Raw genomic sequence first — 23,089 nt, 5'->3', positions numbered from 1 at the left:
CCCTGACAGAGTGGCCGACAAGTCGATCTCCTCCCGCGGCGTACCACGCGGGAGCTGTGTGTCAACTACACGGGGGTTGTTGTCGATGAGCGCTGACACCGATCAGGTGGTGGTGACCGGTCTCGGGGCCACCACGCCACTCGGCGGGGACATGGCCTCGACCTGGGCCGGGCTGCTGGCCGGGCGGTCCGGGATCGGCAGGATCGAGGAGGAGTGGGCGGCCGGGTCGCCGGTGCGGATCGCGGGCACGCTGGCCGTCGAGCCGACCGAGGTCCTGGACCGGGTGCGGGCCCGGCGCATGGACCGCTGCCAGCAGATCGCGCTCGTCACCGCCCGTGAGGCATGGGCCGACGCGGGCGCCCCCGACGTCGATCCGGAACGGCTGGCCGTCGGGCCGACGCCCCTTCGTCCGCTTCCCCTGCCCGCGCTCGAGGGCATCGAGGTCTATCTGAAGGACGAGTCCGCGCCCCCACCGGCAGCCTGAAACACCGCCTGGTGCGGGCCATGTTCTGCCAGGCGGTCGCGACCGGCCGGATCACGGCCGACACCACGGTGGTCGCCGTCGCGGGGGCTCGATTCGCGCGCCTGCTGGGCCTGTCGTTCATCGCCGTCGTACCGGCCAGGACCCCCGCCGACACTCTGGCGCGCGTCGAGCGGGAGGGCGGTCGGTGGCAGCCGGCCGAAGGGCCGCCGGCCGGGGTGCAGCAGGAGGCCCGGGCCCTGGCCGAGCGGCTCGGCGGACACTTCCTGGACCACTTCACCGACGCCGAGCGGGCCCTGGCCGGATGCGGCGAGCCGACGGTCGCCGACGAGATCTTCGAGCAGTTGCGCGAGGAGCCGCACCCGGTGCCGGCGTGGATCGTCACCGGCGCCGGGACCGGCGCCACCTCCGCCTCGATCGGGCGCCATCTGCGCCACCACGGCCATCCGACCCGGCTTGCCGTGGTGGACCCGGAGAACTCCGCCTACTTCCCCGCCTGGGCGAGCGGCTGCCCCGACTACGCCACCGGCATGCCCTCCAGGATCCCCGGCATCGGCCGCCCCCGCACCGAGCCCGGCTTCCTGCCGACCGTGATCGACCTGGTCACCCCGGTGCCGGACGCCGCGTCCATCGCGGCCCTGCGCCGGCTCCACGACACCGCCCGCGTCCCCGCCGGCCCGGCGGCCGGCACCGGCCTGCGGGGCGTGTGCCACCTCGTGGCCCGGATGCGCGAAGCGGGGGCGCGGGGCAGCGTGGTCACCCTCGTCGGCGATCACGCCGAGCCCCACCGGAACACCCATCTCGACCCGGAGTGGGTCCGCGCGCGGGGGCTGGGCCCCGCGCCGTACGCGGGCGCCGTCGAGCGGTTCGCCGACACGGGGGAATGGCCGGCGGCCGGTTCCGGGCCGGCCACGGGCGGGTCGTGGAGCGGGGCGTAGAGCGGGTCGTAAGGCAGAGGGAGGCGGTGGGCGGGCCGCCGTGCGCCGTGCTAGCGCGACCCGGCGAGGTGCCGGGCGCGGTGCAGTCCGGCGGTGACGTCGGCGAGGGTCGCGCAGGGGGCCCCGCCCAGGTGTGGCTTGGCGAGGGCGGCCGGCGCCACGGTGGGGAGCGGCAGGTCGGCGGGCGGGCGGCGGGTGGCGACGGCGTCGGCCAGGTCCGACAGGCCGGCCCGGAGGCGGTCCGCGAGGGCCGCGTCGGGGGGCGGGGCGCCGTGGTCCAGCCGGACGCCGCACGCCGTGGCGGCGTCCACGATCTCCTCGAGCGCCGCGACCACCGGGGCCCATGCCGCCAGGTCGCGGCCGAACGGCGGGTGTTCGGCGCTCGCCACCTCCACGGCGCGGCGGGCGTCGGCCAGCGCGCGGTACGCCTCGCGGCGCAGCCGCAGCCGTACCGCGTAGGGCGCGTCGGCGGCCAGCACCCGGCCCAGGTGGTCGCGGGTGGCGCGGACCGCGAGCGACAGCCGGACGGACACCTGGGCGCGCGGGCCGCCGAGGCCCGGCAGCGCGCCGGCCGCCAGCACCACCACGCAGGCCAGCAGGGTGTCCACCAGCCGCGCCAACTCCGCGCCGCGGTCGCCGCCGAGGTACACCAGGGACAGCAGCAGGGGTGTGAGGACCGCCGTCTGGAGCGCGAAGTGGCGTACGGACACCGGGATCAGCGCGGAGCACACGGCGGCCACGGCCACCGGCCACACCTCGTCCGCGCCCGGGAGCGCGCCGAGCAGCGCGGCCGACGCGCCGAAGACGGCCACGCCCACGGCGGTGCCGAAGGCCCGGGAGACGGCCCGCGACACCAGGGGGCCCATGTCGGGCTTGACCAGGAAGGCGGCGGTGGCGGGCAGCCAGTACCAGTGGTCGCCCGGCAGCGACCGGGCCAGCACGGTGGCGACGCCCACGCACAGCGCGACCCGCGCCGCGTACTCCCGGCCCGCCGGGCCGAGCACCCGGCGCAGGCGCTGCCGGGGTCCGGGTCCCACCGCGCCGACCGCCGGGGCGGGTTCGCCGTCGAAGACGCGGGCGGCGAGCAGCACGGCGCGGTGTGCGGCGAGGCCGCCGGCGGTGTGCGGCGCGGGCGCGGGGAGGGGGCCGGGCGGGCGGCCGGTGCGCACCGCGCGGGCCAGCAGGGCGGGGGTCCGGGTGACCCGGGTGGGCAGGGGCTCGCCCTCCCACAGCAGGGTCACCGCCGTCTCGCTCAGCGCCCCGGCCACCGCCAGCAGGTCGCGCAGCCGGCGCTGCCCGGCGTCGGGGCGGTACAGCGGGATCCGGTGGGCGTAGAGCGCTTCGTAGGCGGCGTCGTACGCGGCGGTGAGCCGGCGCCGGGCCGCCTGGCCGCGCTCGGTGCCGACCGCCGCCATCAGCTCGGCGAGCGCGTCATAGACGGCGGCCACGGCCTCCCGCTCGTCGGGCGGGCCCGCCTGAGCGCCTTCCCGGCTGCCCCGGCGAGTGAGCCGAAGGGGCGCGCGCCTGTCGAAAGGGAGAGCGCGCGGAGGCCCTGAGGAACGAAGGGCCGAGGCTGTGATCGATATGCGGCTACCGCCGCGTGGTCGACCGTCGGCAGGTGCTGAGGCGCCCCGGAGGCGAACCGAGCCCTTGAAAAGCGGCGGCAGCCAGGCCATGGCCAGTACCCAGGTGGCGCCGGCGAGCAGCAGACCGGCCCGGGCCGGTGGGGGTTCGGGGGCGGGCATGCCCGCGCCGACCACGCACGCCACCATCAGCTGGACGCCGGCGGAGGAGCACACCGGCCCGATCGCGCTGATCGCGCCGGACACCAGGCCGACCGCCGCGAGCGCGAGCGCGATCCAGGTGCCGAGTCCGAGGGTGCCCAGCCAGGCGCCGGTGAGCAGGCCCGTGGCCCCGGCCAGGGCCGGGAGGCCGATGCGTACGAGGCGGGTGGCGCGGGTGGCGGGCCGGTCGTTGATGTGCGCGAACATCGCGCCGAGACCCGCGGTGACCCCGGCGGAGGTGTGGCCCGCGGCCACTCCGGCGGCCAGCACCGGCCCGACGCCGAGCGCCCCGCGGGCCACCGCCGCCCAGGGCACGGGCCCGCGCAGCCCGCGCGCTCCGTGCAGCGGGTGGGTGAGCCAGCGGGGTGGGGCGGGCCGGGTGTGCGGTGCGCGCAAGGGGGTCCTCCGGGCGGGTCGGGCAGGTGGGTTCCCTCTTCGTCGAGGACGTGTACCTCGAACGTACGCGGCCAATGCCGACATGCCGTAACCGCGACGTTTCCAGTGTGTGGCCCGGGCCGGGGAGGTCTCGGGGGCGGACCGCGGCGCGGCGGTGTCAGAGTTGCGTCTCGCGGTCCACGCACAGCCGCCACTTCCCTGCCCCGCCGGTCAGGGTGACGGTGGACAGCGGGAGTACGTCGACGTTCCAGTAGCAGTGCGGGGGCGCCTTCATCGCGTGGGTGACGGCCGCGCGTATCACGCCCGGGTCGGCCACGGCGAGCATCCGGGTGTCGGACGCCGCGGGCCGGGTGTCCAGCCAGTCGCCCACGCGGTTGATGAACGCGGACAGGGACTCGCCGCCGTGGGGCGCGCTGCCCGGGTCGGCGAGCCAGCTGTCGACCGCTCCGGGTTCGCGGGTCTCGACTTCTTCCCGGGTACGGCCGCGCCAGCGGCCCATGTCGCAGTCGCGCAGGGCGGTTTGGGCGAGCGGCATGAAGCCGAGGATGTCGCCGGTCTCCCGGCTGCGGGCCGATGGCGAGCAGTAGCGCAGCCCGGCGGCGGCCAGCGGAAGCAGGGTGGGCGCCACGCGCTCGACCTCGCGCCAGCCCGCCGGGTCGAGCGGCCGGTCGTCGTCGAAGCGTTCGGCGAGCCGGGAGGAACTGCGGGCGGAGGCGATCAGCGTGAGCCGGAAGTTCATCCGGGCATGGTAGGGCGCCCGGGCGGAGGCCGGCGGCCGTGGGCGCCCGCTCGGCGGTGTGGGAACTGTGGCGCGATGTGTGGGGTGTGTGTCGTTGCCGCCGTCCGGGACGGACGGCGGGCGAGCCGGCCGTGGGCCGGCGGGGAGTCAGGGGGTGGCGAGCGGCCGGGCGGCGTAGGTGATGCGTACGACGCCGTCGGCGTGGCGGTCGGCGGTGGCGGCCACGCCGAAGACCTCGCGGAGGAGGTCGGGGGTGAGCGGGTCCGGTACGGGGCCCGTGGCGACCACCGTGCCCCGGTGGAGCACCACCAGGTGGTCGCAGAGGCGTACGGCGAGGTCCAGGTCGTGGAGGACGGCGAGCGTGGTCGTGCCGGTGGCGCGGATCAGCTCCAGGAGCTCGAAGCGGGCCCGGATGTCCAGGTGGTTGGTGAGTTCGTCGAGGACCAGCAGCCCCGGGCGCTGGGCGAGGGCGCGGGCGAGCAGCACGCGCTGGCGTTCGCCGCCGGACAGGGAGGTGATGTCGCGGTCGGCCAGCGGCCGTGCCCCGCACCGGTCGAGTGCCTCGTCCACGGCCCGGTGGTCCTCGGGGCCGTCGCGGCCGAGCAGGCCGTGGTGGGGGGTGCGGCCCAGCGCCACGACCTCCCGGACGGACAGCCCGGCCGGGCCGCCGGCGGTGTCCTGGAGCACGGCGCCGGTGCGGCGGGCGGCGGTGCGGGAGGGCAGGGTCCACACGTCGTCCCCGCCGACGTACACCGCGCCCTGGTCGGGGCGCAGCGAGCGGTAGACCGCGCGCAGCAGGGTGGACTTGCCGCTGCCGTTGGGGCCCACGAGGCCGACGATGTCGCCCGGGCGGGCCTCGAGGGTCACATCGCGCAGGATCGGGTGCCGGTCCAGGGTGAGGTGCACCCGGTCCACGGTGAGTCTCATGTATCAGTCCAGGCTCGTGTTGCGGCGCAGCAGCCACAGGAAGAAGGGCGCGCCGAAGAGCGCGGTGAGGATGCCGAGCGGCAGCTCGTTGGGGCGGGCGAGGGTGCGGGAGAGGAGGTCGACCAGGACCAGGTACAGGGCGCCGGTCACCGCGGCCAGCGGCAGCAGTCTGCGGTGGTCGGCGCCGAAGGCGAGCCGTACGAGGTGGGGGATCATCAGGCCGACGAAGCCGATGCCTCCGGCGACGGCGATGACCGTGCCGGTCAGCAGGGAGGCGAGGACCAGCAGGACGGCCCGCAGCCGGTGCACGTCGACGCCGAGCGCGGTGGCGGACTCGTCCCCGGCGAGCAGGGCGTTGAGCCGTCTGGCGAACAGGGCCAGGGCGGCGGTGGTGGCGAGGACGACGGTGGCGACGACGGGCAGTTGGTCCCAGCGGGCGCCGGCCACGCTGCCCAGGGTCCAGAACATCACGGCGCGCAGTTCGCTGGGGGTGGCCCGCAGTTGCAGATAGCTGGTGGCCGCGAGCAGGAGGTAGCCGACGGCGACGCCGGCCAGCACCAGCCGGGTGGGGGCGAGCCGCCCGCCGCGCCGACCGAGCAGGAAGACCAGGCCCATCGCCGCGGTGGCGCCGAGGAAGGCCGCCGAGGACACGCCGAGCCCGCCGAGGGCGCCCCCGGCGAGGGTGAAGGCGAGGACGGCGCCGAGCGAGGCGCCGGAGGACACGCCCAGGACGTAGGGGTCGGCGAGCGGGTTGGCGACCACGGCCTGGAGGACCACTCCGGAGACGGCCAGGCCGGTGCCCGCCAGGGCGGCCAGGACGACGCGGGGGGTGCGGAAGTTCCAGACGATCTGGTCGAGGGCGAGGTCGCCGGCCGCCGCCCGGCCGCTCATCCGGTGCAGGACGATCCGCCAGACGTCGCCCAGGGGTACGTTGACCGCGCCGATGCTGATCGCGGCCACCATGGCCAGGGCGAGCAGGGCCGTCAGGGCGAGCAGGGCCAGGGTGGCGGGGGCCTTGCGGGGGTGGCGGGTCATCGGGCCGGGAAGGCGTCGGGGTGGAGCATCCGGGCGATCCGCTCGACGGCGATGTCGTTGCTGGGCCCCAGGTACATGGAGTCGGACAGGACGAGGTACCGGTGTTTCCTGGCGGCCGGCCACTGCGGGAACTCCTTGAGCAGCTTGCGCGCGTACCCGTCCGGGTCGCGGTCCTGGTAACTGATGACCACCAGGGCGTCGACGGATTCGGCCGCGACCTTCTCCTTGCTGAGGTCCGCGAAGGTGTTGCGGGTGGCGGAGGAGAAGGCGTTGCTGCCGCCGGCCCGTCGCAGGATGTCGTTCCAGATGCCGTTGGCCGCGATCGCGCTGAAGTCGTTGCTGCCCATCGACATGTTGGAGAACACCACCATGACCCGGGGCCGGTCGCGGCCCTTCACCCGGGCCGCGACCGCGTCGATCTTCTTCCGGGAGGCGGCGATCAGCCGCTGCGCCCGGTCGCCCACGTGGAAGATCCGGCCCAGGTCGGTCAGCAGCCGGTAGCTGTCCTCGATCCGCATCCGGGAGGGGTTGTCGTCGCAGCCCGCGGGCGAGATGTAGGTGTTGGCGCCGATCGAGGCCAGGTCGTCGCGGGTGGCGAAGCCGTTGTCCGCCGCGAAGCCGTAACTGGTGGTGGACAGGACGGTGTCGGGGCGCAGGCCCAGCATGGTCTCGCGGGGGATGTCGGCGGCGCCGCCCTGCTGGATGCCCCGGGCCGGCAGGGCCGCGACGGCCTTCGCCCGGCCCTTGACCTCGGATCTGCCGTACGACTGGGCGTTGGCCACCACGCGGTCGCCGAGGCCGAGGGCGAGCAGGGAGGACACCTCGGCCACCGAGGCTCCGTTCATGACGACCACCCGGCGGGGCGCCTCGCGGTAGGTGGTGGTCCGGCCGCAGTTCTCCAGGGTCACCGGGTAGCCGGCCCGGGCGCCGCCCGCCGCCGGGGCGTGTGCGCCCTCGGCCGGGGCGCCGCAGGCCACGGTGGTCAGGCCGATGACTCCGGCGAGGGCGAGGGCCGCGGGCCGGGTGGTGGCGGGTCGTGTCCGGGGCATGCGGTTCCTTCGGGAGGGGGACGGGTGGCGTCCCAGTAGTCGCGGCGGAACCGGCCGGAGTTCCCTCCCCTCTTATTGCGAATGACTTGCAACAACTACCCTGATGCAGGAACATGAAGGGCGTGCGGGGCCGGCCCGTCAGCCTTCGCGATCCGCGTCCGGAGCGCTCCGGGCGCGTCCTTCCGAGGGGTGATCGTCTTCTCACCCGGCGACCGCCGGTCCCCGGCCGGCCCCGTCCGAGCACCACCCCCCCAGCACCACCGACCCCATCCCGCCCCCCTCATTACCAATTCTTTGCCGTTCGTTAGGGTGGTACGGGGACGCGGTCGGCCGAACACCGCCGCCGTACGTCCACCGGTAAGTGGCACGCACGACGGAAGGACGGCCGTGGGAACTCCGCGGATCAGCAGTACGCCGTTGCCCGGAATCGGTGTCCGTTACGACCTGACCACGCGCGAGAACAGGCATCTGTCGGTGGTCGCGCATCGCGAGGGCGGACGGACACTGAGCACATATCGCCAGGACGACCCGGACGAGTGCGCACTGTCGGTGCGGCTCACCGCGAAGGAGGCGGAGGCGCTCATCGGCGCCCTGATGCCCTCGCACCACAGCCCGGCCCTGCTGTCCACGACCGAGCTGGGCCTGGTGGCCGAGCGGGTCGAGCTGTCCTCGGTCTCCTACTGGAACGGGCGGGTGCTGGGCGAGACGCGGATGCGGACCGAGACCGGCGCCTCGATCGTCGCGGTGCTGCGCCGCGCGGACGCCATCCCCTCCCCCGCGCCGGACTTCCGGCTGGCCGGCGGGGACACCCTGATCGTGATCGGCACCCGCGAGGGTGTGGAGGCGGCCGCGGCGATACTCGGGCGGGAGTGAACCATGCACTCCTCCGCTCTTTTCCTGATCGAGTTCGGTGCGGTGCTCCTCGGCCTGGGGCTGCTGGGCCGGCTGGCCGGACGCCTCCAGTTCTCCCCCATCCCGCTGTATCTGCTGGCCGGCCTCGCCTTCGGCGAGGGCGGGCTGCTGCCGCTGGGGGCGAGCGAGGAGTTCGTGGCGATCGGCGCCGAGATCGGCGTGATCCTGCTGCTGCTCATGCTCGGCCTCGAGTACACCGCGAGCGACCTGGTCAGCAATCTGAGGACCCAGTACCCGGCCGGTCTCGTCGACGCCGCGCTCAACGCCCTGCCCGGCGCGGTCATGGCGCTGCTGCTGGGCTGGGGCCCGGTGGCGGCCGTGGTGCTGGCCGGGGTCACCTGGATCTCCTCCTCCGGGGTCATCGCCAAGGTCCTGGGCGACCTGGGCCGCCTCGGCAACCGCGAGACCCCGGTGATCCTCAGCATCCTGGTCCTCGAGGACCTGGCGATGGCGGTCTATCTGCCCATCATCACCGCCCTGCTGGCGGGGGTGAGCGTGGCGGCGGGCAGCGTCACCCTGGCCATCGCGCTGGGCGTGGCCGGTCTGGTGCTCTTCCTCGCCGTGCGCTACGGCCGGGTCATCTCGCGCTTCGTCTCCAGCGACGACCCGGAGAAGCTGCTGCTTGTAGTGCTGGGCCTGACCCTGCTGGTGGCCGGGCTCGCCCAGCAGCTTCAGGTGTCGGCGGCGGTGGGGGCGTTCCTGGTGGGCATCGCGCTGTCCGGGGAGGTTGCGGAGGGCGCGCACAACCTGCTCAGCCCGCTGCGGGACCTGTTCGCGGCCGTGTTCTTCGTCTTCTTCGGCCTGCACACCGACCCGGCGAGCATTCCGCCGGTCCTGCTGCCCGCCCTGGCGCTGGCGGTCGTCACCGCCTGCACGAAGATCGCCACCGGCTACTGGGCGGCGAAGCGGGCGGGCATCTCCGTCAAGGGCCGCTGGCGGGCCGGCGGCACCCTGGTCGCCCGGGGCGAGTTCTCCATCGTCATCGCCGGGCTCGCCGTCACGGCCGGGATCGAACCGTCCCTGGGGCCGCTGGCCACGGCGTATGTGCTGATCCTGGTGATCCTCGGCCCGCTCACCGCCCGCTACACCCAGCCGCTCGCCATGCGGCTGACCGCGCGCCGCAGGCCCGCCGCGGCGGCCCGCGCCGAGGCGGCCGACGCGGCCGATGCCGCTGTGGCCGCGCGGACCGCCGAGGCCGCGCGGGAAGCGGTGGATCAGCACCGCCGCTGACCGGCCCGCGGCCCGGTCCGTCCCGGTCGCCTCAACCTCCGCGCGTGTCCTCGCCGGGAAAGTGCAGGGCCATCCACTGCTCCGGCTTGTCCAGGGACGTGAAGCCGATCTTCTCGTACACGCCGTGGGCGTCGTGCGTCGCCAGCAGGATGCGCCGCACCCCCAGGGGCGCCAGGTGGTCGCGGACGGCCGTGACGAGCGCGGTGCCGAGCCCCTTCCCGCGCGCGGACCGGTCGACGTAGACATCGCACAGCCAGGCGAAGGTGGCGTGGTCGGTGATCACCCGGGCGTACGCGACCTGGGCGCCCGAGGCGGTCTCGTACGCGCCGAAGTTGAGCGAGCCGGCGATGGCCCGGTCCTGCGTCTCCCGGCTGCGGCCCAGCGCCCAGTAGGCGTCGGTGGACAGCCAGTGGTGGACCCGGGCCGCGTCGATGCGGGAGGGGTCGGTGGATATCTCGTAACCGTCGGCGGCCGGTCGGCCGTTCGTGTCACTCATGGCGGGAGACTCGCAGGTCAAGGGGGCGGCGTCGAGGGAATTTCGCCGCCCGGGGAATCCGGCGCCCGGGGAATCCGGCGCGCGGGAATCCGGCGCGCGGGAATCCGGCCCGCCCTCAGCCGAGCACCTCGTCGCAGGCGGTGCGCAGCCGGCGCAGCCCCTCCGCCAGCTCGGCGGGGCCCGCCGCCGAGGCGAAGGAGAGCCGCAGGTGCGGGGCGGGTGGTTCGGCGCAGAAGTACGGGCGGCCCGGCGTGACCGCGACCCCGGCGCGCAGGGCGGCGGAGGTCAGCGCGGCCTCGTCGGTGCCGTCGGGCAGCCGCGGCCACAGGTGGTAGCCGCCGGCCGGGACCTGGCGCAGGGCGAGTTCGGGGAGGTCCCGCCGCACGCCCGTGGCCAGGGCCTCGCGGCGGACACGCAGCTCGGCGGCGACGGTGCGCAGATGCCGGGTCCAGGCGGGCGAGCCGACCAGTTCGAGCGCGGCCTCCTGCAGCGGGCGCGGCACGAAGAAGCTGTCGACGACCTGGACGGCGCGCAGCCGCTCCAGCGCGGGGCCGCGGGCGGCGAGCGCGCCCACCCGCAGGCTGGCTGAGGTGATCTTGGTGAGCGAGCAGACGTGGACGACCACACCGTCGGGGTCGTCGGCGGCGAGGGGCGCGGGCAGCGGCCCCGCGTCCTCGTGGGCGAGGCGGCGGGCGAAGTCGTCCTCGATCACGAACGCGCCCGCGGCCCGGGCCACCCGCAGCACCTCGCGGCGCCGCTCGGCCGAGAGCACCGCACCGGTCGGGTTCTGGAACAGGGGCTGGCAGAGGAACACGCGCGCCCCGGTCGCGCGGAGCGCCTGCTCGAGCAGTTCGGTGCGGACCCCGTCGCCGTCCACGGGGACCGGGACCGGGCGCAGCCCGAAGGCGCGGGCGGCGGCGAGCGCCCCCGGGTAGGTGGGCGACTCGACGAGCACGGGCGAGCCGGGCGGCGCGAGGGCGCGCAGCGCGGTGGTCAGCGCGCTCTGGCCGCCCGCGGTGATCAGCACCTCGGAGGGGGCGAGGGATCCGGTACGGCCGCCGATCTCGGCAGCGAACCACGCGCGCAGCTCGGTCAGCCCCTCGATCGGCGGACGGTCCCACGCACCGGGCCGCCGCCCGGCTCGGGCGAGGGCGGCGGCCATCGCCCGCTCCGGCTGGAGCGAGGGATGGAGATAGCCGCCGTGCAGTTCGAGGGCGCCGGGCGGCGGGCCGGCCAGGGTGGCCAGCACCCCCGAGGCATCGACGGAGCGCGGGACCGACTCCCCGGACGTCTCGACGCTGAGGGCCACCTCCTGCCAGGAGGTGTCGCCGGGGCGCGGCGCCTCCTCGGCCGCCCGCGGCCGCGCGGCCCGGAAGGCTCCGGCGCCGGGCCGGGTGACCACGAGACCCTCGGCGCGGAGCTGGGCGAGCGCGCGGGAGACGGTCACCGGGCTCACCCGGTAGCGGTCCACCAGGGCCCGGCTGGACGGCAGCTTCTCTCCGGGAGAGTAGCGGTTCAGTTCCAGGCGGAGGCTTTTGGCCAGTTCCGCGACGCTGCTACGCTCTTGCATGAGTCCACAAGATAGCGCTATCGCGAGCGAGACGATAGCGGTGAGCGGTGGCACGGAGCCACGCACCGCCGCACGCCCCGCCCCCAGGGCCTCCGGCCCCGCGCGGTCCGGCCCGCTGCCACCCGCAGGCCACCGCGGCGGCCTCGTCGGCACCGTTCTGGCCGCGCTGGGCGTGGCCGCGTTCTCCCTGACCTTCCCCGCCACCGCCTGGGGCCTGGAGGGCCTGGGCCCCTGGTCGGTGGTCACCGGCCGGCTCGTGCTGGCCGGGGCGGTCGCCGGCGGCACGCTGGCCGTCCTCCGGGTCCGGCCGCCCGCCCGCCGCCACTGGCCCGGCCTGCTGGTGGTCGCCGCCGGGGTCGTGGTGGGCTTCCCGCTGCTGACCACGCTCGCGCTCCAGACGTCCACGACCTCGCACGCCGCCGTGGTGGTCGGCCTGCTTCCGCTGACCACGGCGGCGTACGCGGCCATGAGGACCGGGGCCCGGCACACCCGAAGGTTCTGGGTCGCGGCGCTCGCCGGGGCCGCGGTGATCGTCGCCTTCGCCGTGCAGCAGAGCGGGGGCGCGCTGACCGGGGGCGATCTGTATCTGTTCGGCGCGCTGCTGATCTGCGCCGCCGGATACGCCGAGGGCGGCAAGCTGGCGGGGCACATGCCGGGCTGGCAGGTGATCGGCTGGGCGCTGGTGGCCTGTCTGCCGCTGTCGGTGCCGGGCGCCGCGCTCGCGCTGACCGCCGAGCCCGTACACCTCGGGGCGCACGCCGTCGCCGGACTGCTGTGGCTGGCCCTGGGCTCGCAGTTCCTGGGGCTGGTGGTCTGGTACCGGGGGATGGCCGCCATCGGCGTGGCCAGGGCCAGCCAGCTCCAACTGGCCCAGCCGCTGCTCACCCTGGTGTGGTCGGTGCTCCTGTTGGGCGAACACCTCACCTGGGCCGCGCCCGCGGCCGCCGCGGCCGTGCTGGTCTGCATCGGCGTGACCCAGCGGGCCTCGGCGGCCGCCAAGCGGGCCCCGGCGGCCGCCGATCCGGCGGGCGCAAACCCGGAGGAGCGGCCATAAACTGGCCACAGGGACCGCAACACCCTCCGGGGCACCGGACAGGAGGTCACGCGTATGGAGGCGACCGTAGGCGACAAGCTGCTGGTACACGGCAGGGTTGTCGGAATGCACGACCGGACCGCGGAGATCATCGAAGTACTCGGGGACCACGGCTCCCCGCCCTACCGCGTCCGCTACGAGGACGACGGACACGAGTGCCTGGTCTCCCCCGGCCCGGATTCGGTCGTGCGTCATCTGCCCCCGGGGCCCGGCCGGCGATAAGCCGGGCCCGTGCCGCTCAGCGGGGTGGACGCACGCGAGACGGGTAGTGGTCGGCGACCACGCGCGCCATGGCGCCGTTGCGGTCGGCGGCCACCTCCTTCGCCGAGAAGTAGACGTTGCCCCGCACCTGCGGGTAGTCCCGGTCGAAGGTGAGGTGGCGCGACAGCTCCGCCGGGTCCTGCCAGGGCGCGGGCTGCGCCGGGTCCCCCGCCTTGTACAGCGCCTCGCCGATGTAGAGGTTGACGCCGGTGCCGCGCACCACGTCCGCCCACCAGGGCACCAGCTTGGCGTAGTCGGCGGCGGCGAAGCCGATGTTCCAGTACACCTGCGGGACGATGTAGTCGATCCACCCCTCGCGGACCCATTTGCGCGTGTCCGCGTACAGGTCGTCGTACGTCTGCACCCCGGCCCGGGTCTCGGAGCCGAGCGGGTCGGTGGCCTGGTTGCGCCAGACGGCGAAGGGGCTGATGCCGAAGCGCACCCGCCGGCCCTGCCGCCGGTTCAGCCGCTCGATCCGCGCGGCCGTCTCGAGCACCAGGCGGTCGATGTTGTCCCGCCGCCAGGCGGCCCGGTCCGGGAAGCCCGCGCCGTGGCGCTCGTAGGCGGCGTCGTCGTCGAAGACCTGGCCCGCGACCGGATAGGGGTAGAAGTAGTCGTCCCAGTGGACGGCGTCGATGTCGTAGCGCGCCACCGCGTCCAGCATCGCGTCCTGGACGAAGCGGCGGACCTCGGGCAGGCCGGGGTTGTAATAGAGCTTGCCGCCGTAGGGCACCACCCACTCCGGGTGCAGCCGCGCGGGATGAGTGGGGGTCAGCCGGGTGGGGTCGGTGTGGTTGGCCACGCGGTACGGGTTGAACCAGGCGTGGAGTTCGAGGCCGCGCCGGTGCGCCTCGCGCACGGCGGTGCCCAGCGGGTCCCAGCCCGGATCGCGGCCCTGTACACCGGTGAGGTACTCGGCCCACGGCTCGTACCGCGAGGGCCACAGCGCGTCCGCGGTCGGCCGGACCTGGAAGACCACCGCGTTCAGCCGCCGGGCGACCGCGGTGTCGAGGAAGGCGAGCAGCTCGGCGCGCTGCTCGGCGGCGGTGAGGCCGGGCTTGGACGGCCAGTCCCGGTTGGCGACGGTGGCCAGCCACATCCCGCGGAACTGCGGCTCGCGCGGTCCCCCGCTCCCCCGCTCCTCGCGCCCGTACGCCGCCGCCCGCCCTACCGTGACGGCCGAGGCCAGCGCCCCGGCGGCCGCGGCCGTCAGGCCCCTTCGCGTGATCTGCCCCATCCTCGCTCCTCACTGCTCCTGGCTCGGCTCCTGAACCCGGCCCCTGCACCCGGCCCTCGCTCCCGGCCCGTGATCGTGGCCTTGATCGGGGTCTTGATCCGGGCCTTGATCGTGGCCGGCTCCCGCCGATGATTGCGGTCCCACGGGCACGCGGCAATCCCTCCGACCGTTCCCACGGGCCTCCGCAACTGCCCCCACGCCTCCTTGACTTCACCCTTCTCGCCCGGCCATCCGGCCGCTAGCATCGGCTTACGCACATATGGGAGCGCTCCCAAGCCGGTCCCGACCCCGATCCGATCCCGGACCCGGACAGACCCGCACAGACCCGTCCCCGTACCGCCGCGCCCCGCGGCGGAGGCCCGGAGAGGAAGTTCCCGTGCGCTTCACAGGCAGGAGAGGACCCCTCAGCGCTCTCATGGCCGCGCTGGCACTCGTCGGCGGATTACTGACCGCGGCCGCCCCCGCCGCCGCCCGTCCCGACGACACCGCGAACAGCCCCGCCGGGCCCGCCGTCGGCCTGGCCGCCACCACCTGGAAGAACGTCCGGGTGGACGGCGGCGGCTTCGTCCCCGGCATCGTCTTCAACCGCAAGGAGAAGAACCTCGCCTACGCCCGCACCGACATCGGCGGGGCCTACCGCTGGGACCAGTCGGCCAAACAGTGGGTGCCGCTGCTGGACTGGGTGGACTGGGACCGCTGGGGCTGGACCGGCGTGGCGAGCCTGGCCAGCGACCCGGTCGAGCCGAACAAGGTGTACGCGGCCGTCGGCACGTACACCAACAGCTGGGACCCGACCAACGGCGCGATCCTGCGCTCCTCCGACCGCGGCGCCACCTGGCAGGCCACCACCCTCCCCTTCAAGGTCGGCGGCAACATGCCCGGCCGGGGCATGGGCGAGCGCCTGGCGATCGACCCGAACAAGAACAGCGTGCTGTACTTCGGCGCACCGAGCGGCAACGGCCTGTGGCGCTCCACCGACTCCGGGGTCACCTGGTCGAAGGTGACGGCCTTCCCCAACCCGGGCAACTACGTCCAGGACGCCGGCGACACCAGCGGCTATCTGAGCGACAACCAGGGCGTGGTCTGGGTGACCTTCGACGAGCGCACGGGCTCGTCGGGCACCGCGACCAAGACCATCTACGTGGGCGTGGCCGACAAGGAGAACACGGTCTACCGCTCGACCGACGCGGGGGCCACCTGGTCGCGCGTGGCCGGACAGCCGACCGGCTACCTGGCCCACAAGGGCGTCCTGGACTCCAGGAACGGCTACCTCTACATCGCCACGAGCGACAAGGGCGGCCCGTACGACGGGGCGAAGGGCCAGGTGTGGCGGTATGCCACGGCCACCGGGGAGTGGAAGAACATCAGCCCGATGGCGGACGCCGACACCTACTTCGGCTACGCCGGGCTGACCGTCGACCGCCAGAAGCCGGGCACGCTGATGGTGACCGGCTACAGCTCCTGGTGGCCGGACACCCAGATCTTCCGCTCCACCGACTCCGGAGCCACCTGGACCCGCGCCTGGGACTTCACCAACTACCCCAGCCGTTCCTTCCGCTACACCCAGGACGTCTCGTCCGTCCCCTGGCTGACCTTCGGCACCAACCCCTCCCCGCCCGAGGTCACCCCCAAGCTCGGCTGGATGACCGAGGCGCTGGAGATCGACCCCTTCGACTCCAACCGGATGATGTACGGCACCGGCGCCACCGTCTACGGCACCGAGAACCTCTCGGCCTGGGACTCCGGCGGCCAGATCAAGATCACGCCGATGGTCAGGGGCCTGGAGGAGACCGCGGTCAACGACCTGGCCAGCCCGCCCTCCGGCGCTCCGCTGCTCAGCGCCCTCGGTGACCTCGGCGGCTTCCGCCACACCGATCTGGACGCGGTGCCGGGGAAGATCTTCACCTCGCCCACCTTCACCACCAGCACCAGCCTGGACTACGCCGAGACCAACCCGAACACGGTCGTGCGGGTCGGCAACAACGACGCCGCGCCCCGGATCGCCTTCTCCACCGACAACGGCGCCAACTGGTGGCAGGGCAGCGAGCCGCCCGGGGTCACGGGCGGCGGCACGGTGGCCGCGGCGGCCGACGGCAGCGGCTTCGTATGGAGCCCCGACGGCACCTCCTCCGTCTATTACACCGCCGGCTTCGGCAACTCCTGGACCGCCTCCAGCGGCATCCCGGCCGGGGCGGTCGTCGAGTCGGACCGCAAGAACCCCAAGAAGTTCTACGGATTCAAGGCCGGCCGGTTCTACGTCAGCACCGACGGCGGCGCCACCTTCACCGCCAAGGCCGCGACCGGACTGCCCACCGACGGGCCGGTGCGCTTCAAGGCCCTGCCGGGTACGGAGGGCGACATCTGGCTCGCGGGCGGCTCGGCGAGCGGGGCGTACGGGCTGTGGCACTCCACCGACTCGGGCGCGACCTTCACCAAGCTGGCCGGTGTCCAGCAGGCCGACACCATCGGCTTCGGCAAGGCCGCCCCCGGCGCCTCGTACCAGACCCTCTACACCAGCGCCAGGATCGGCGGAGTGCGCGGGATCTTCCGCTCCACGGACGCCGGGGCGAGCTGGGTGCGGATCAACGACAACACCCACCAGTGGGGCTGGACCGGCGGCGCGATCACCGGGGACCCGAGGGTCTACGGGCGGGTGTACGTGGGCACGAACGGGCGCGGCATCCTGCGCGGCGACTCGGCCTGACCGCAGGACCGGTTCGTCCCAACCCGACAGGCCCTCAGCCCCATTGCCCGCCCGGGCCGGGGTCCGGACCGTATGGTTCCGGCCCCCGGCCCACCCCGCCGGCCGGACCGGGAGGTAACGTCGGGGACGACCAGCAGATCAGCGAAAGGCACGAGGTGACCGACATCGAACGCGTCGGAGTGGTGGGCTGCGGCCAGATGGGCGCGGGCATCGCGGAGGTGTGCGCCCGTTCCGGCCTGGACGTCAAGGTCGCGGAGACCACCGGGGAGGCCCTGGAGCTGGGCCGTACCCGGCTGACCAATTCCCTCGGCAAGGCCGCCGAGCGCGGCAAGATCACCGAGGAGGAGCGCGACGCGACGCTGGAGCGGCTGAGCTTCACCACCGACCTCGGCGAGTTCGCCGACCGCGATCTCGTCATCGAGGCGGTCGTGGAGAACGAGCAGGTCAAGACCGAGATCTTCCAGGTCCTCGACCAGGTCGTGACCCGCCCCGACGCGATCCTCGCCTCGAACACCTCCTCCATCCCGCTGGTCAAACTGGCCGTCGCCACCTCCCGCCCCGACCAGGTCATCGGCATCCACTTCTTCAACCCCGCCCCGGTCCAGAAGCTGGTCGAGCTGATCCCCGCGCTGACCACCGGCGACCAGACCATCAAGCGCGCCGAGGCCCTGGTCCACGACATCCTCGGCAAGCACGCGATCCGCGCCCAGGACCGCTCCGGCTTCGTCGTCAACGCCCTGCTGATCCCGTACCTGCTCTCCGCGATCCGCATGTTCGAATCGGGCATCGCGAGCCGCGAGGACATCGACAACGGCATGGAGCTGGGCTGCGCCCACCCGATGGGCCCGCTCAAGCTCTCCGACCTGATCGGCCTGGACACCATCGCGGCCATCGCCGACTCCATGTACGCCGAGTACAAGGAGCCCCTGTACGCCCCGCCGCCGCTGCTCCTGCGCATGGTCGACGCGGGCCGGATGGGCCGCAAGACGGGGTCGGGCTTCTACGAGTACGGCTGACCAGTCCACATGCATGTCGGGAGGTCCGTCTGGCTGCTCGGGCGGACCCGAGCAATGCGGCAGCGGCGATGGGCGCGCTCAGAGCCTCAGCCCGCCCATCGTCCACTGCTCACCTGGCAACGAGGGCGGCTGGGCCTTCTACGAAGTGCTCGGGATGCGCCCGGTCGGCATCATCTACCAGGGTCTGGGCGTCCCCCCGGCCTCCGGGGCGTCGTAGCCGACGAGGTCAGGACTTCTCAGCCCAGTAGTCTGTCAGCATTTCGCCAGGCCATGCGGGCTCGCGGATCGTTCCTCGCGGGCCCATCTCCTCGAAGTAGGGCGACAGGTCGTAGATCTTCGTGCCGACCACGGCGTCCAGATCGGTCACGTGCAACCTGAGCCCGTCGACCTTGATCAGTCGTGGGAAGCTCTGTGCGAGCTGGTTGGGACGTCGGTGGTTGCGATGGGCGAACGTTCCTGTTGCCGGCCACTGGGCGTTCCCGCGCGGGCTGCGAGCGTGGTACTCGACGTCGCTCGGGGACGCCTGGTCGAAGTGCCACACGACCACCAGGTGGGAGAATTCCTCCAGGCCCAGCACGGAGTCCAGGGGGAACTCTGAATCGTCGAGCTGGATCACCGACTCGACGCCGCCCCAGTAGTCATCGGCGACCTCGGCGCGACCTTCGACGACTTCCCCGATCGGTTCGATCTTCAAAGCCATGGCCAGCCCTTCTCCGATCCGACGACTTGTGTGATCAATCTACTTGGGCAAGGTACACGGTCGCACGGGCGTCAAGCGCGCCCACCGCTGGGATGCCACGCTTCCGGAATGGCGACAGCAGTTTCCGCATGTCAACAACTGTTTGCCGCGCCCGTCCCGAATAGATACCATCCTCCATCGCGTCCAGAACGCTGGTCCAGGTCACGCAGGCTTCTTCAACTCCGCCCTGTGCGATCTGCGTCGCACCCATGTACCCGAGGGTCACCGCGTGGGTACGTCGGAACGCCGCCCCACGCGTACGGACGGAGCGCTGGAACTCCTTTACTGCGCGCTGATGGTCACCAAGAACCCGCAGAGTGCATGCGGTCTCGTGCGCCAAGGACGCCTCACCGAAGAAAAAGGTTCGGTCCGGTTCCCTGATTCCGTCCCGCGCGTTCGACAGGTCGTCCTCGGCGCGCAGCAGCGCTCGCGCCGCCGCCTGCTTCTGGCCGTCCGCGGCAAGGGTACGAGCGTGAACAACGCCGAGGAGCGCACGCTCACGGGGCGTAGCGGCGACGTACCGATCGCCGTGCACCGACGCCTGAGCAATCTTGAGGGCTTCGCTGCGAAAGCCCAGATCGAGAGCCTGGTGCGCCATCGCACGGAGGATGTGACCGCTCAGTGGCGCGTCACCGGACCGAGCCGCTAGCTTCACGCCTGTGTTGAAGCGCCTGAGCGCCACCGCGTGCTCGCTATTGTCGAACGCCATCCACCCCGACAGGTAGGCGAGTTCCGCTGAGGCAGCGAACATCGCACGTCGGGTCTCGTCGTTGGCGAATCGGCCCCGAAGGAAGTCGAGCACTTCGGACTTCAGGTACTCGTCCACGGCGCGTCGGCCATGACCACCCCCGCGCCGTTGGTCCATGCGAGAAAACGCCTGGGTGAGTTCCCGTACGGTCGCCACATCTCCACGACCGACGCGCTTCCCGGCTACAGGTTGCTCGGCCGGGGGCTGCGCCATAGCGGTCCACCATGTCTCGTCCGGCAGTAACAGGGCCGCCGCAGAATAAACCCCGCCGGTAAGCAGATGACGCCGGTCCGCGTCCACGCCACTCCCCAAGTCGTTGAGCGCGATCAACGGATCGACGCGCCAGTCCAGCGCCCCCTGCGCTGATGAGTTGGAAACTGTGAACCCGACCTGTTCTGGCGTGACTTCACGCTTCAAACGACGGGACAGTGCTTGGCACAAGATAGCGGGCGCAACGCCCTGCGGCTGAACTCCGGAGACCCACATGCTCACGTGGGAGCGCCCGATCTTGGAGTTCTCCCGCACCTCGCCGTTCAGCGTCTCCTCGGCGACTCGGTTGTACGCAGCGGCGACCTGGGCCCGTGACCAGCGCGCTTCTTCCAACAGTGCGGCTAACTTCTCGTTCCGCTCGCGTGCCATCGTTGCGCCCCCACCACTGAAGCCGATCTTTGACCACGTTGACCAATCTGCGCTCGGTAGGAGCCAGACCGGCCGCAGATTCAACGTAGTACTCCACTACTTGCCCGTGTCCTACAGGCGCTGGAAAGTCACCCATAGGATGCGGGCATTGCTCTCACGGCAAAGCCTCCTCCAGGCCACGGCACCGTGACGGAAGTCCCGGCACTCCGCGTAGACAACAACATTGCAGTCGCGCCAGAGCCCCGTGCCGGCTTGCCGTCCCAGACAGCGACGAGCCGGTCGACAACTCCGGAGTGCCCCCTTCACTGCAGATGATCTTTGATCACCTTGACCACCCCCGAGCCGTTGACCCCATTCCGGTAACCGCGGTTAGGCGTTTTCCTCTTGTAGACCAGCCACTCGACGAGCGGGGGCACTCCACATGAACTCCTCAACAGACAGGTCCACCGTCACAAGCGCCGGACCGCTGACCGAGAACATCGTGCTCGTCGTCTCGTAGCTGGTCACTAGACCGCGATGACGCGCGATCACGCGCTGTGCGTGATCGCACTGTCCGGCCACACAGACCACCCGCCACGGAAGAACCCCCGCGACGTTGCTGGAGCGGCGAACGTCCGGGGGCCGTGGCCCTCAACCCCATGGAGGTTGACGACGTGCGCAAACATAGCGCGACGATCCTCGAAACACTGTTGCGGTTGTTACTTCCCGGCCACGGTCGTCACCGTGCGGCCGACTCGACCGACGGCCGCCCCGCCATGGAGCACCAGGACGTGCCGACGATGCGCCCGGCGCGCCTGCCCGACATGCTCGCACGACCCATGGCGGCGGAGTGCGCGAACAGATCCACCGCCTCGTTCCGCCCGGCCTCCGGTCCGCCGGACACCCGCGGGGCCGCCATGGGCCAGCCGTACGTCGTTGGGTGGGGGCACAGATGAGCAACCCAACGCCGCCGCGGCAGGGACAGAACGATGGACAGCACGGACAGGGCAGGCAGCAGCTGGATGTGCGCTCCGGCGTCGCGTTCGTCCCGCCGGGGGCCGACCCGCCGCTGTGCCCGTTCCCGTGCACCCGATGCCGTGCCAGGGGGAAGCAGTGAACGGCGCGAAGTGGACCGATGTCCTGCCCCGTCTCGCGGTTGGCATGGTGGTCTACGACCGGCACTACGACATGCCCGCAATGATCGCCGACTTCGACGGACCGATGGTGTGCCTCACCCGTCCTACCGGCCTCGAATGGCGGTCGCACTGTGCCTCAGTGCGCCCCGCTACGCAGTACGAGCGGCGGCAACTTCGGGCAATCGCACAGCTTCACGCCCAGCGACAACGCGGCACAGCCACCTCATAGACGCCACCCCTACCGGGGCGATCGCCCCTTCGTTCCCCCACGGACACATCCCCGACCGTACGACGAACCGACCGATAGGAGAAGTCTGAATCTCGGCCTTGGCCGGAGGGCCACATGGCGCGGCCAACGGGACATCGACATCATCACGGATTCACGTACACGCACCACGAGGAGACCAGGCCCATGGCCGAACTGCCCGACGAGAACCGCGCCACCGAGCTACGCAACACGGTCGTAGACCAGCTGAAGGAAGGCGGCTGGATCACCTCGCCCACCATCGAGGCCGCCATGCGCAAGGTGCCCCGCCACCTGGCCGTACCGGAGGCGTCTCTCGAAGACGCCTACAGCACCTACAACGCCGTGATCACCCAGAAGGACGAGCACGGCAATCACACCAGCTCGGTGTCCGCTCCGCAGGTCCAGGCGATGCAGCTGGAACAAGCCGACATCCGCCCCGGCGACAACGTCGTGGAGTACGGCACGAATGGGCCCAACGCCGCGTACATTGCCGAGTTGGTGGGTGACACCGGTCAGGTCACCACGGTCGATATCGACGCCGGCGCTGCCGCCCGCGCCGCACACTTCCTCGCCGAGACCGGCTACTCCCGCGTCCGCGTACTGACGGCTGACGCATCAGGCGGCGTTCCCGAGCACGCCCCCTACGACGCCATTGTGGTGACCGTCGGTGCCTGGGACATCCCGCCCGCTTGGCGCGAGCAGCTGAGCGAGGGCGGCCGGCTCGTCGTTCCACTGCGCATCCGGACTCTGACGCGCACGTACGGCTTCGTCCGCCAGGGCGATCACCTGGTCAGCTCAAGCGCCCATGTATGCGGCTTCGTCCCGATGCAGGGCGAGGACGCCCATGACGAGCAATTGCTTCTGTTGGGTGACGGGGTCAGTCTTCGATTCGACGACGGGCCTACCGTGGACCCCTCCCTGCTGGACGGCGTGCTGAGCACCCCACGCGCTGAGACGTGGACCGGCGTGACCGTCGGCCGCACTGAGAACATCGGCACGCTCCAGATGTACCTGGCGACCATGGCGCCTGGGTTCTGCATCATGTCCGTCGACCTCGACTCGAAGACCGCCGTGGTCGAGCCCAGCAACAAGGGCTTTTCCATGGCCGCGGTCCGCGGTCCGAACTTCGCCTACGTACTGGTGCGCCGAACCCCGGACGACAAGAACGTCGAGTACGGCGTCCACGCCTTCGGCCCCGACGGCGCGTCGTTCGCCGAGGAGATCGCCGATTGCATCCGCGCCTGGGGCAAGAAGCACCGTGGGGGTCCGGGCCCGCGCGTGGCCATCTACCCGGCCGGCACCCCGGATGACCAGATTCCCGGCGATCGGGTCATCGACAAGAAGCACAGCCGGATCTCGGTCTCCTGGTCGGCCACGTAGCACGCGGTGCCGGGCCAGGACGTCATGCACCAACCCATCGAGAAAGGGAGAGTGATCGCATGACCACTGTCATGCTGGCCGACGGAGCGACCGTGCTGGCCGAGCCGCCAGTTGCGGATCTACTCGACGATGATTTCCAGCTGGACGTGCGCGTCGTCATCGCCGAGCACCCGGGCCGCAAGCTCATGTGCTCCACCAGCGACGGCTGCGGCAACACCTGCGCCAATGGCGCCAGCTCCTGCAACTCCTTCATCGAAGATCCTTCCTGACGGGTCATTCCATCGCCGTGGTGACAGCCGAACTCGGCTGTCACCACGGCGGCACCCGTATGCGCGTCCCATACGAGGAGGAGA

Annotated in this window: 19 protein-coding genes and 1 pseudogene; 9 read left to right on the top strand and 11 right to left on the bottom strand. The window is 72.5% G+C overall.

Translation table 11 applies throughout. The features are described from left to right. Positions 1-85 precede the first annotated feature (85 nt). A pseudogene (locus tag ABFY07_RS16745) lies at positions 86-1,419 on the top strand (pyridoxal-phosphate dependent enzyme). A gap of 50 nt (positions 1,420-1,469) precedes the next feature. On the opposite strand, the gene ABFY07_RS16740 reads toward ABFY07_RS16745, so the two are convergent. From ABFY07_RS16740 to ABFY07_RS16720, 5 genes are all read right to left on the bottom strand, one after another. After that, a complete protein-coding gene (locus tag ABFY07_RS16740) occupies positions 1,470-3,599 on the bottom strand; it encodes an FUSC family protein (RefSeq protein ID WP_346175275.1) in 2,130 nt (709 codons plus the stop codon). 157 nt (positions 3,600-3,756) lie between these two features. Further along, positions 3,757-4,338: a histidine phosphatase family protein gene (locus tag ABFY07_RS16735; protein ID WP_065965986.1), complete on the bottom strand. Its 582-nt coding sequence runs from the start codon at positions 4,336-4,338 to the stop codon at positions 3,757-3,759. Between the two features lie 147 nt (positions 4,339-4,485). Further along, positions 4,486-5,265, bottom strand: a complete 780-nt coding sequence (locus ABFY07_RS16730; RefSeq protein WP_346175274.1) for an ABC transporter ATP-binding protein — start codon at positions 5,263-5,265, stop codon at positions 4,486-4,488. 3 nt (positions 5,266-5,268) lie between these two features. Further along, the gene (locus tag ABFY07_RS16725; RefSeq protein WP_470068013.1) at positions 5,269-6,300 is read right to left on the bottom strand and encodes a FecCD family ABC transporter permease; all 1,032 of its coding nucleotides are present in this window, start codon (positions 6,298-6,300) and stop codon (positions 5,269-5,271) included. Further along, positions 6,297-7,349, bottom strand: coding sequence for an ABC transporter substrate-binding protein (locus ABFY07_RS16720; RefSeq protein WP_346175273.1), 1,053 nt, complete (start codon positions 7,347-7,349; stop codon positions 6,297-6,299). Before ABFY07_RS16720 ends, ABFY07_RS16725 begins: the two co-directional genes overlap by 4 nt. A 402-nt stretch (positions 7,350-7,751) precedes the next feature. Here ABFY07_RS16720 and ABFY07_RS16715 point away from each other — a divergent pair, with 402 nt between their 5' ends. Together ABFY07_RS16715 and ABFY07_RS16710 are read left to right on the top strand one after the other, a co-directional pair. Beyond that, positions 7,752-8,222 (top strand): cation:proton antiporter regulatory subunit, encoded by a 471-nt coding sequence (locus tag ABFY07_RS16715; protein WP_470068226.1) that lies wholly within the window; start codon positions 7,752-7,754, stop codon positions 8,220-8,222. 3 nt (positions 8,223-8,225) lie between these two features. Further along, complete coding sequence (locus ABFY07_RS16710) at positions 8,226-9,491, top strand: cation:proton antiporter (protein WP_346175271.1); 1,266 nt, start codon at positions 8,226-8,228, stop codon at positions 9,489-9,491. A gap of 31 nt (positions 9,492-9,522) precedes the next feature. Here ABFY07_RS16710 and ABFY07_RS16705 read toward each other — a convergent pair whose 3' ends face one another. After that, positions 9,523-9,987 (bottom strand): GNAT family N-acetyltransferase, encoded by a 465-nt coding sequence (locus ABFY07_RS16705; RefSeq protein ID WP_346175270.1) that lies wholly within the window; start codon positions 9,985-9,987, stop codon positions 9,523-9,525. A gap of 115 nt (positions 9,988-10,102) precedes the next feature. Continuing rightward, entirely contained in the window at positions 10,103-11,710 is a 1,608-nt protein-coding gene (locus tag ABFY07_RS16700) for an aminotransferase-like domain-containing protein (protein ID WP_428836942.1), read from the bottom strand. On the opposite strand from ABFY07_RS16700, the gene ABFY07_RS16695 reads away from it, so the two are divergent. Next, the gene (locus ABFY07_RS16695) at positions 11,598-12,611 is read left to right on the top strand and encodes a DMT family transporter (protein WP_428836941.1); all 1,014 of its coding nucleotides are present in this window, start codon (positions 11,598-11,600) and stop codon (positions 12,609-12,611) included. The genes ABFY07_RS16700 and ABFY07_RS16695 overlap by 113 nt on opposite strands. A gap of 54 nt (positions 12,612-12,665) precedes the next feature. Beyond that, positions 12,666-12,872 (top strand): DUF1918 domain-containing protein, encoded by a 207-nt coding sequence (locus ABFY07_RS16690; protein ID WP_065965979.1) that lies wholly within the window; start codon positions 12,666-12,668, stop codon positions 12,870-12,872. 16 nt (positions 12,873-12,888) lie between these two features. Here the strand turns inward: ABFY07_RS16690 and ABFY07_RS16685 are convergent, their stop codons facing one another. Continuing rightward, the gene (locus ABFY07_RS16685; protein WP_346175267.1) at positions 12,889-14,148 is read right to left on the bottom strand and encodes a glycoside hydrolase family 10-like protein; all 1,260 of its coding nucleotides are present in this window, start codon (positions 14,146-14,148) and stop codon (positions 12,889-12,891) included. Positions 14,149-14,524: 376 nt separating this feature from the next. Between ABFY07_RS16685 and ABFY07_RS16680 the strand changes: the two genes are divergently transcribed. Continuing rightward, positions 14,525-16,852, top strand: coding sequence for a xyloglucanase (locus ABFY07_RS16680; RefSeq protein WP_346175266.1), 2,328 nt, complete (start codon positions 14,525-14,527; stop codon positions 16,850-16,852). A 155-nt stretch (positions 16,853-17,007) separates the two neighbouring features. Beyond that, positions 17,008-17,868: a 3-hydroxybutyryl-CoA dehydrogenase gene (locus tag ABFY07_RS16675; RefSeq protein WP_346175265.1), complete on the top strand. Its 861-nt coding sequence runs from the start codon at positions 17,008-17,010 to the stop codon at positions 17,866-17,868. 226 nt (positions 17,869-18,094) lie between these two features. Here ABFY07_RS16675 and ABFY07_RS16670 read toward each other — a convergent pair whose 3' ends face one another. From ABFY07_RS16670 to ABFY07_RS16660, 3 genes are all read right to left on the bottom strand, one after another. Further along, the gene (locus ABFY07_RS16670) at positions 18,095-18,568 is read right to left on the bottom strand and encodes a TrmO family methyltransferase domain-containing protein (protein ID WP_346175264.1); all 474 of its coding nucleotides are present in this window, start codon (positions 18,566-18,568) and stop codon (positions 18,095-18,097) included. 34 nt (positions 18,569-18,602) lie between these two features. Next, positions 18,603-19,994, bottom strand: coding sequence for an NsdA family TPR-like regulatory protein (locus ABFY07_RS16665; protein ID WP_346175263.1), 1,392 nt, complete (start codon positions 19,992-19,994; stop codon positions 18,603-18,605). Between the two features lie 718 nt (positions 19,995-20,712). Beyond that, positions 20,713-20,892, bottom strand: coding sequence for a hypothetical protein (locus ABFY07_RS16660; RefSeq protein ID WP_346175262.1), 180 nt, complete (start codon positions 20,890-20,892; stop codon positions 20,713-20,715). A 629-nt stretch (positions 20,893-21,521) separates the two neighbouring features. On the opposite strand from ABFY07_RS16660, the gene fxlM reads away from it, so the two are divergent. Together fxlM and fxlA are read left to right on the top strand one after the other, a co-directional pair. Then, positions 21,522-22,736 carry a methyltransferase, FxLD system gene (gene fxlM, locus ABFY07_RS16655; RefSeq protein WP_346175261.1) on the top strand — a complete coding sequence of 405 codons (1,215 nt, stop codon included), beginning with the start codon at positions 21,522-21,524 and terminating at the stop codon, positions 22,734-22,736. A 59-nt stretch (positions 22,737-22,795) separates the two neighbouring features. Further along, positions 22,796-23,005 carry an FxLD family lanthipeptide gene (fxlA, locus tag ABFY07_RS16650; protein ID WP_346175260.1) on the top strand — a complete coding sequence of 70 codons (210 nt, stop codon included), beginning with the start codon at positions 22,796-22,798 and terminating at the stop codon, positions 23,003-23,005. Positions 23,006-23,089: the final 84 nt, after the last annotated feature.

This window comes from Streptomyces sparsogenes subsp. cuspidosporus, from assembly GCF_039532705.1.
GTDB lineage: Bacteria > Actinomycetota > Actinomycetes > Streptomycetales > Streptomycetaceae > Streptomyces > Streptomyces sparsogenes.
Note: the sequence above shows the minus strand (reverse complement) of the source record. Positions and strands in the feature narration are given on the sequence as shown.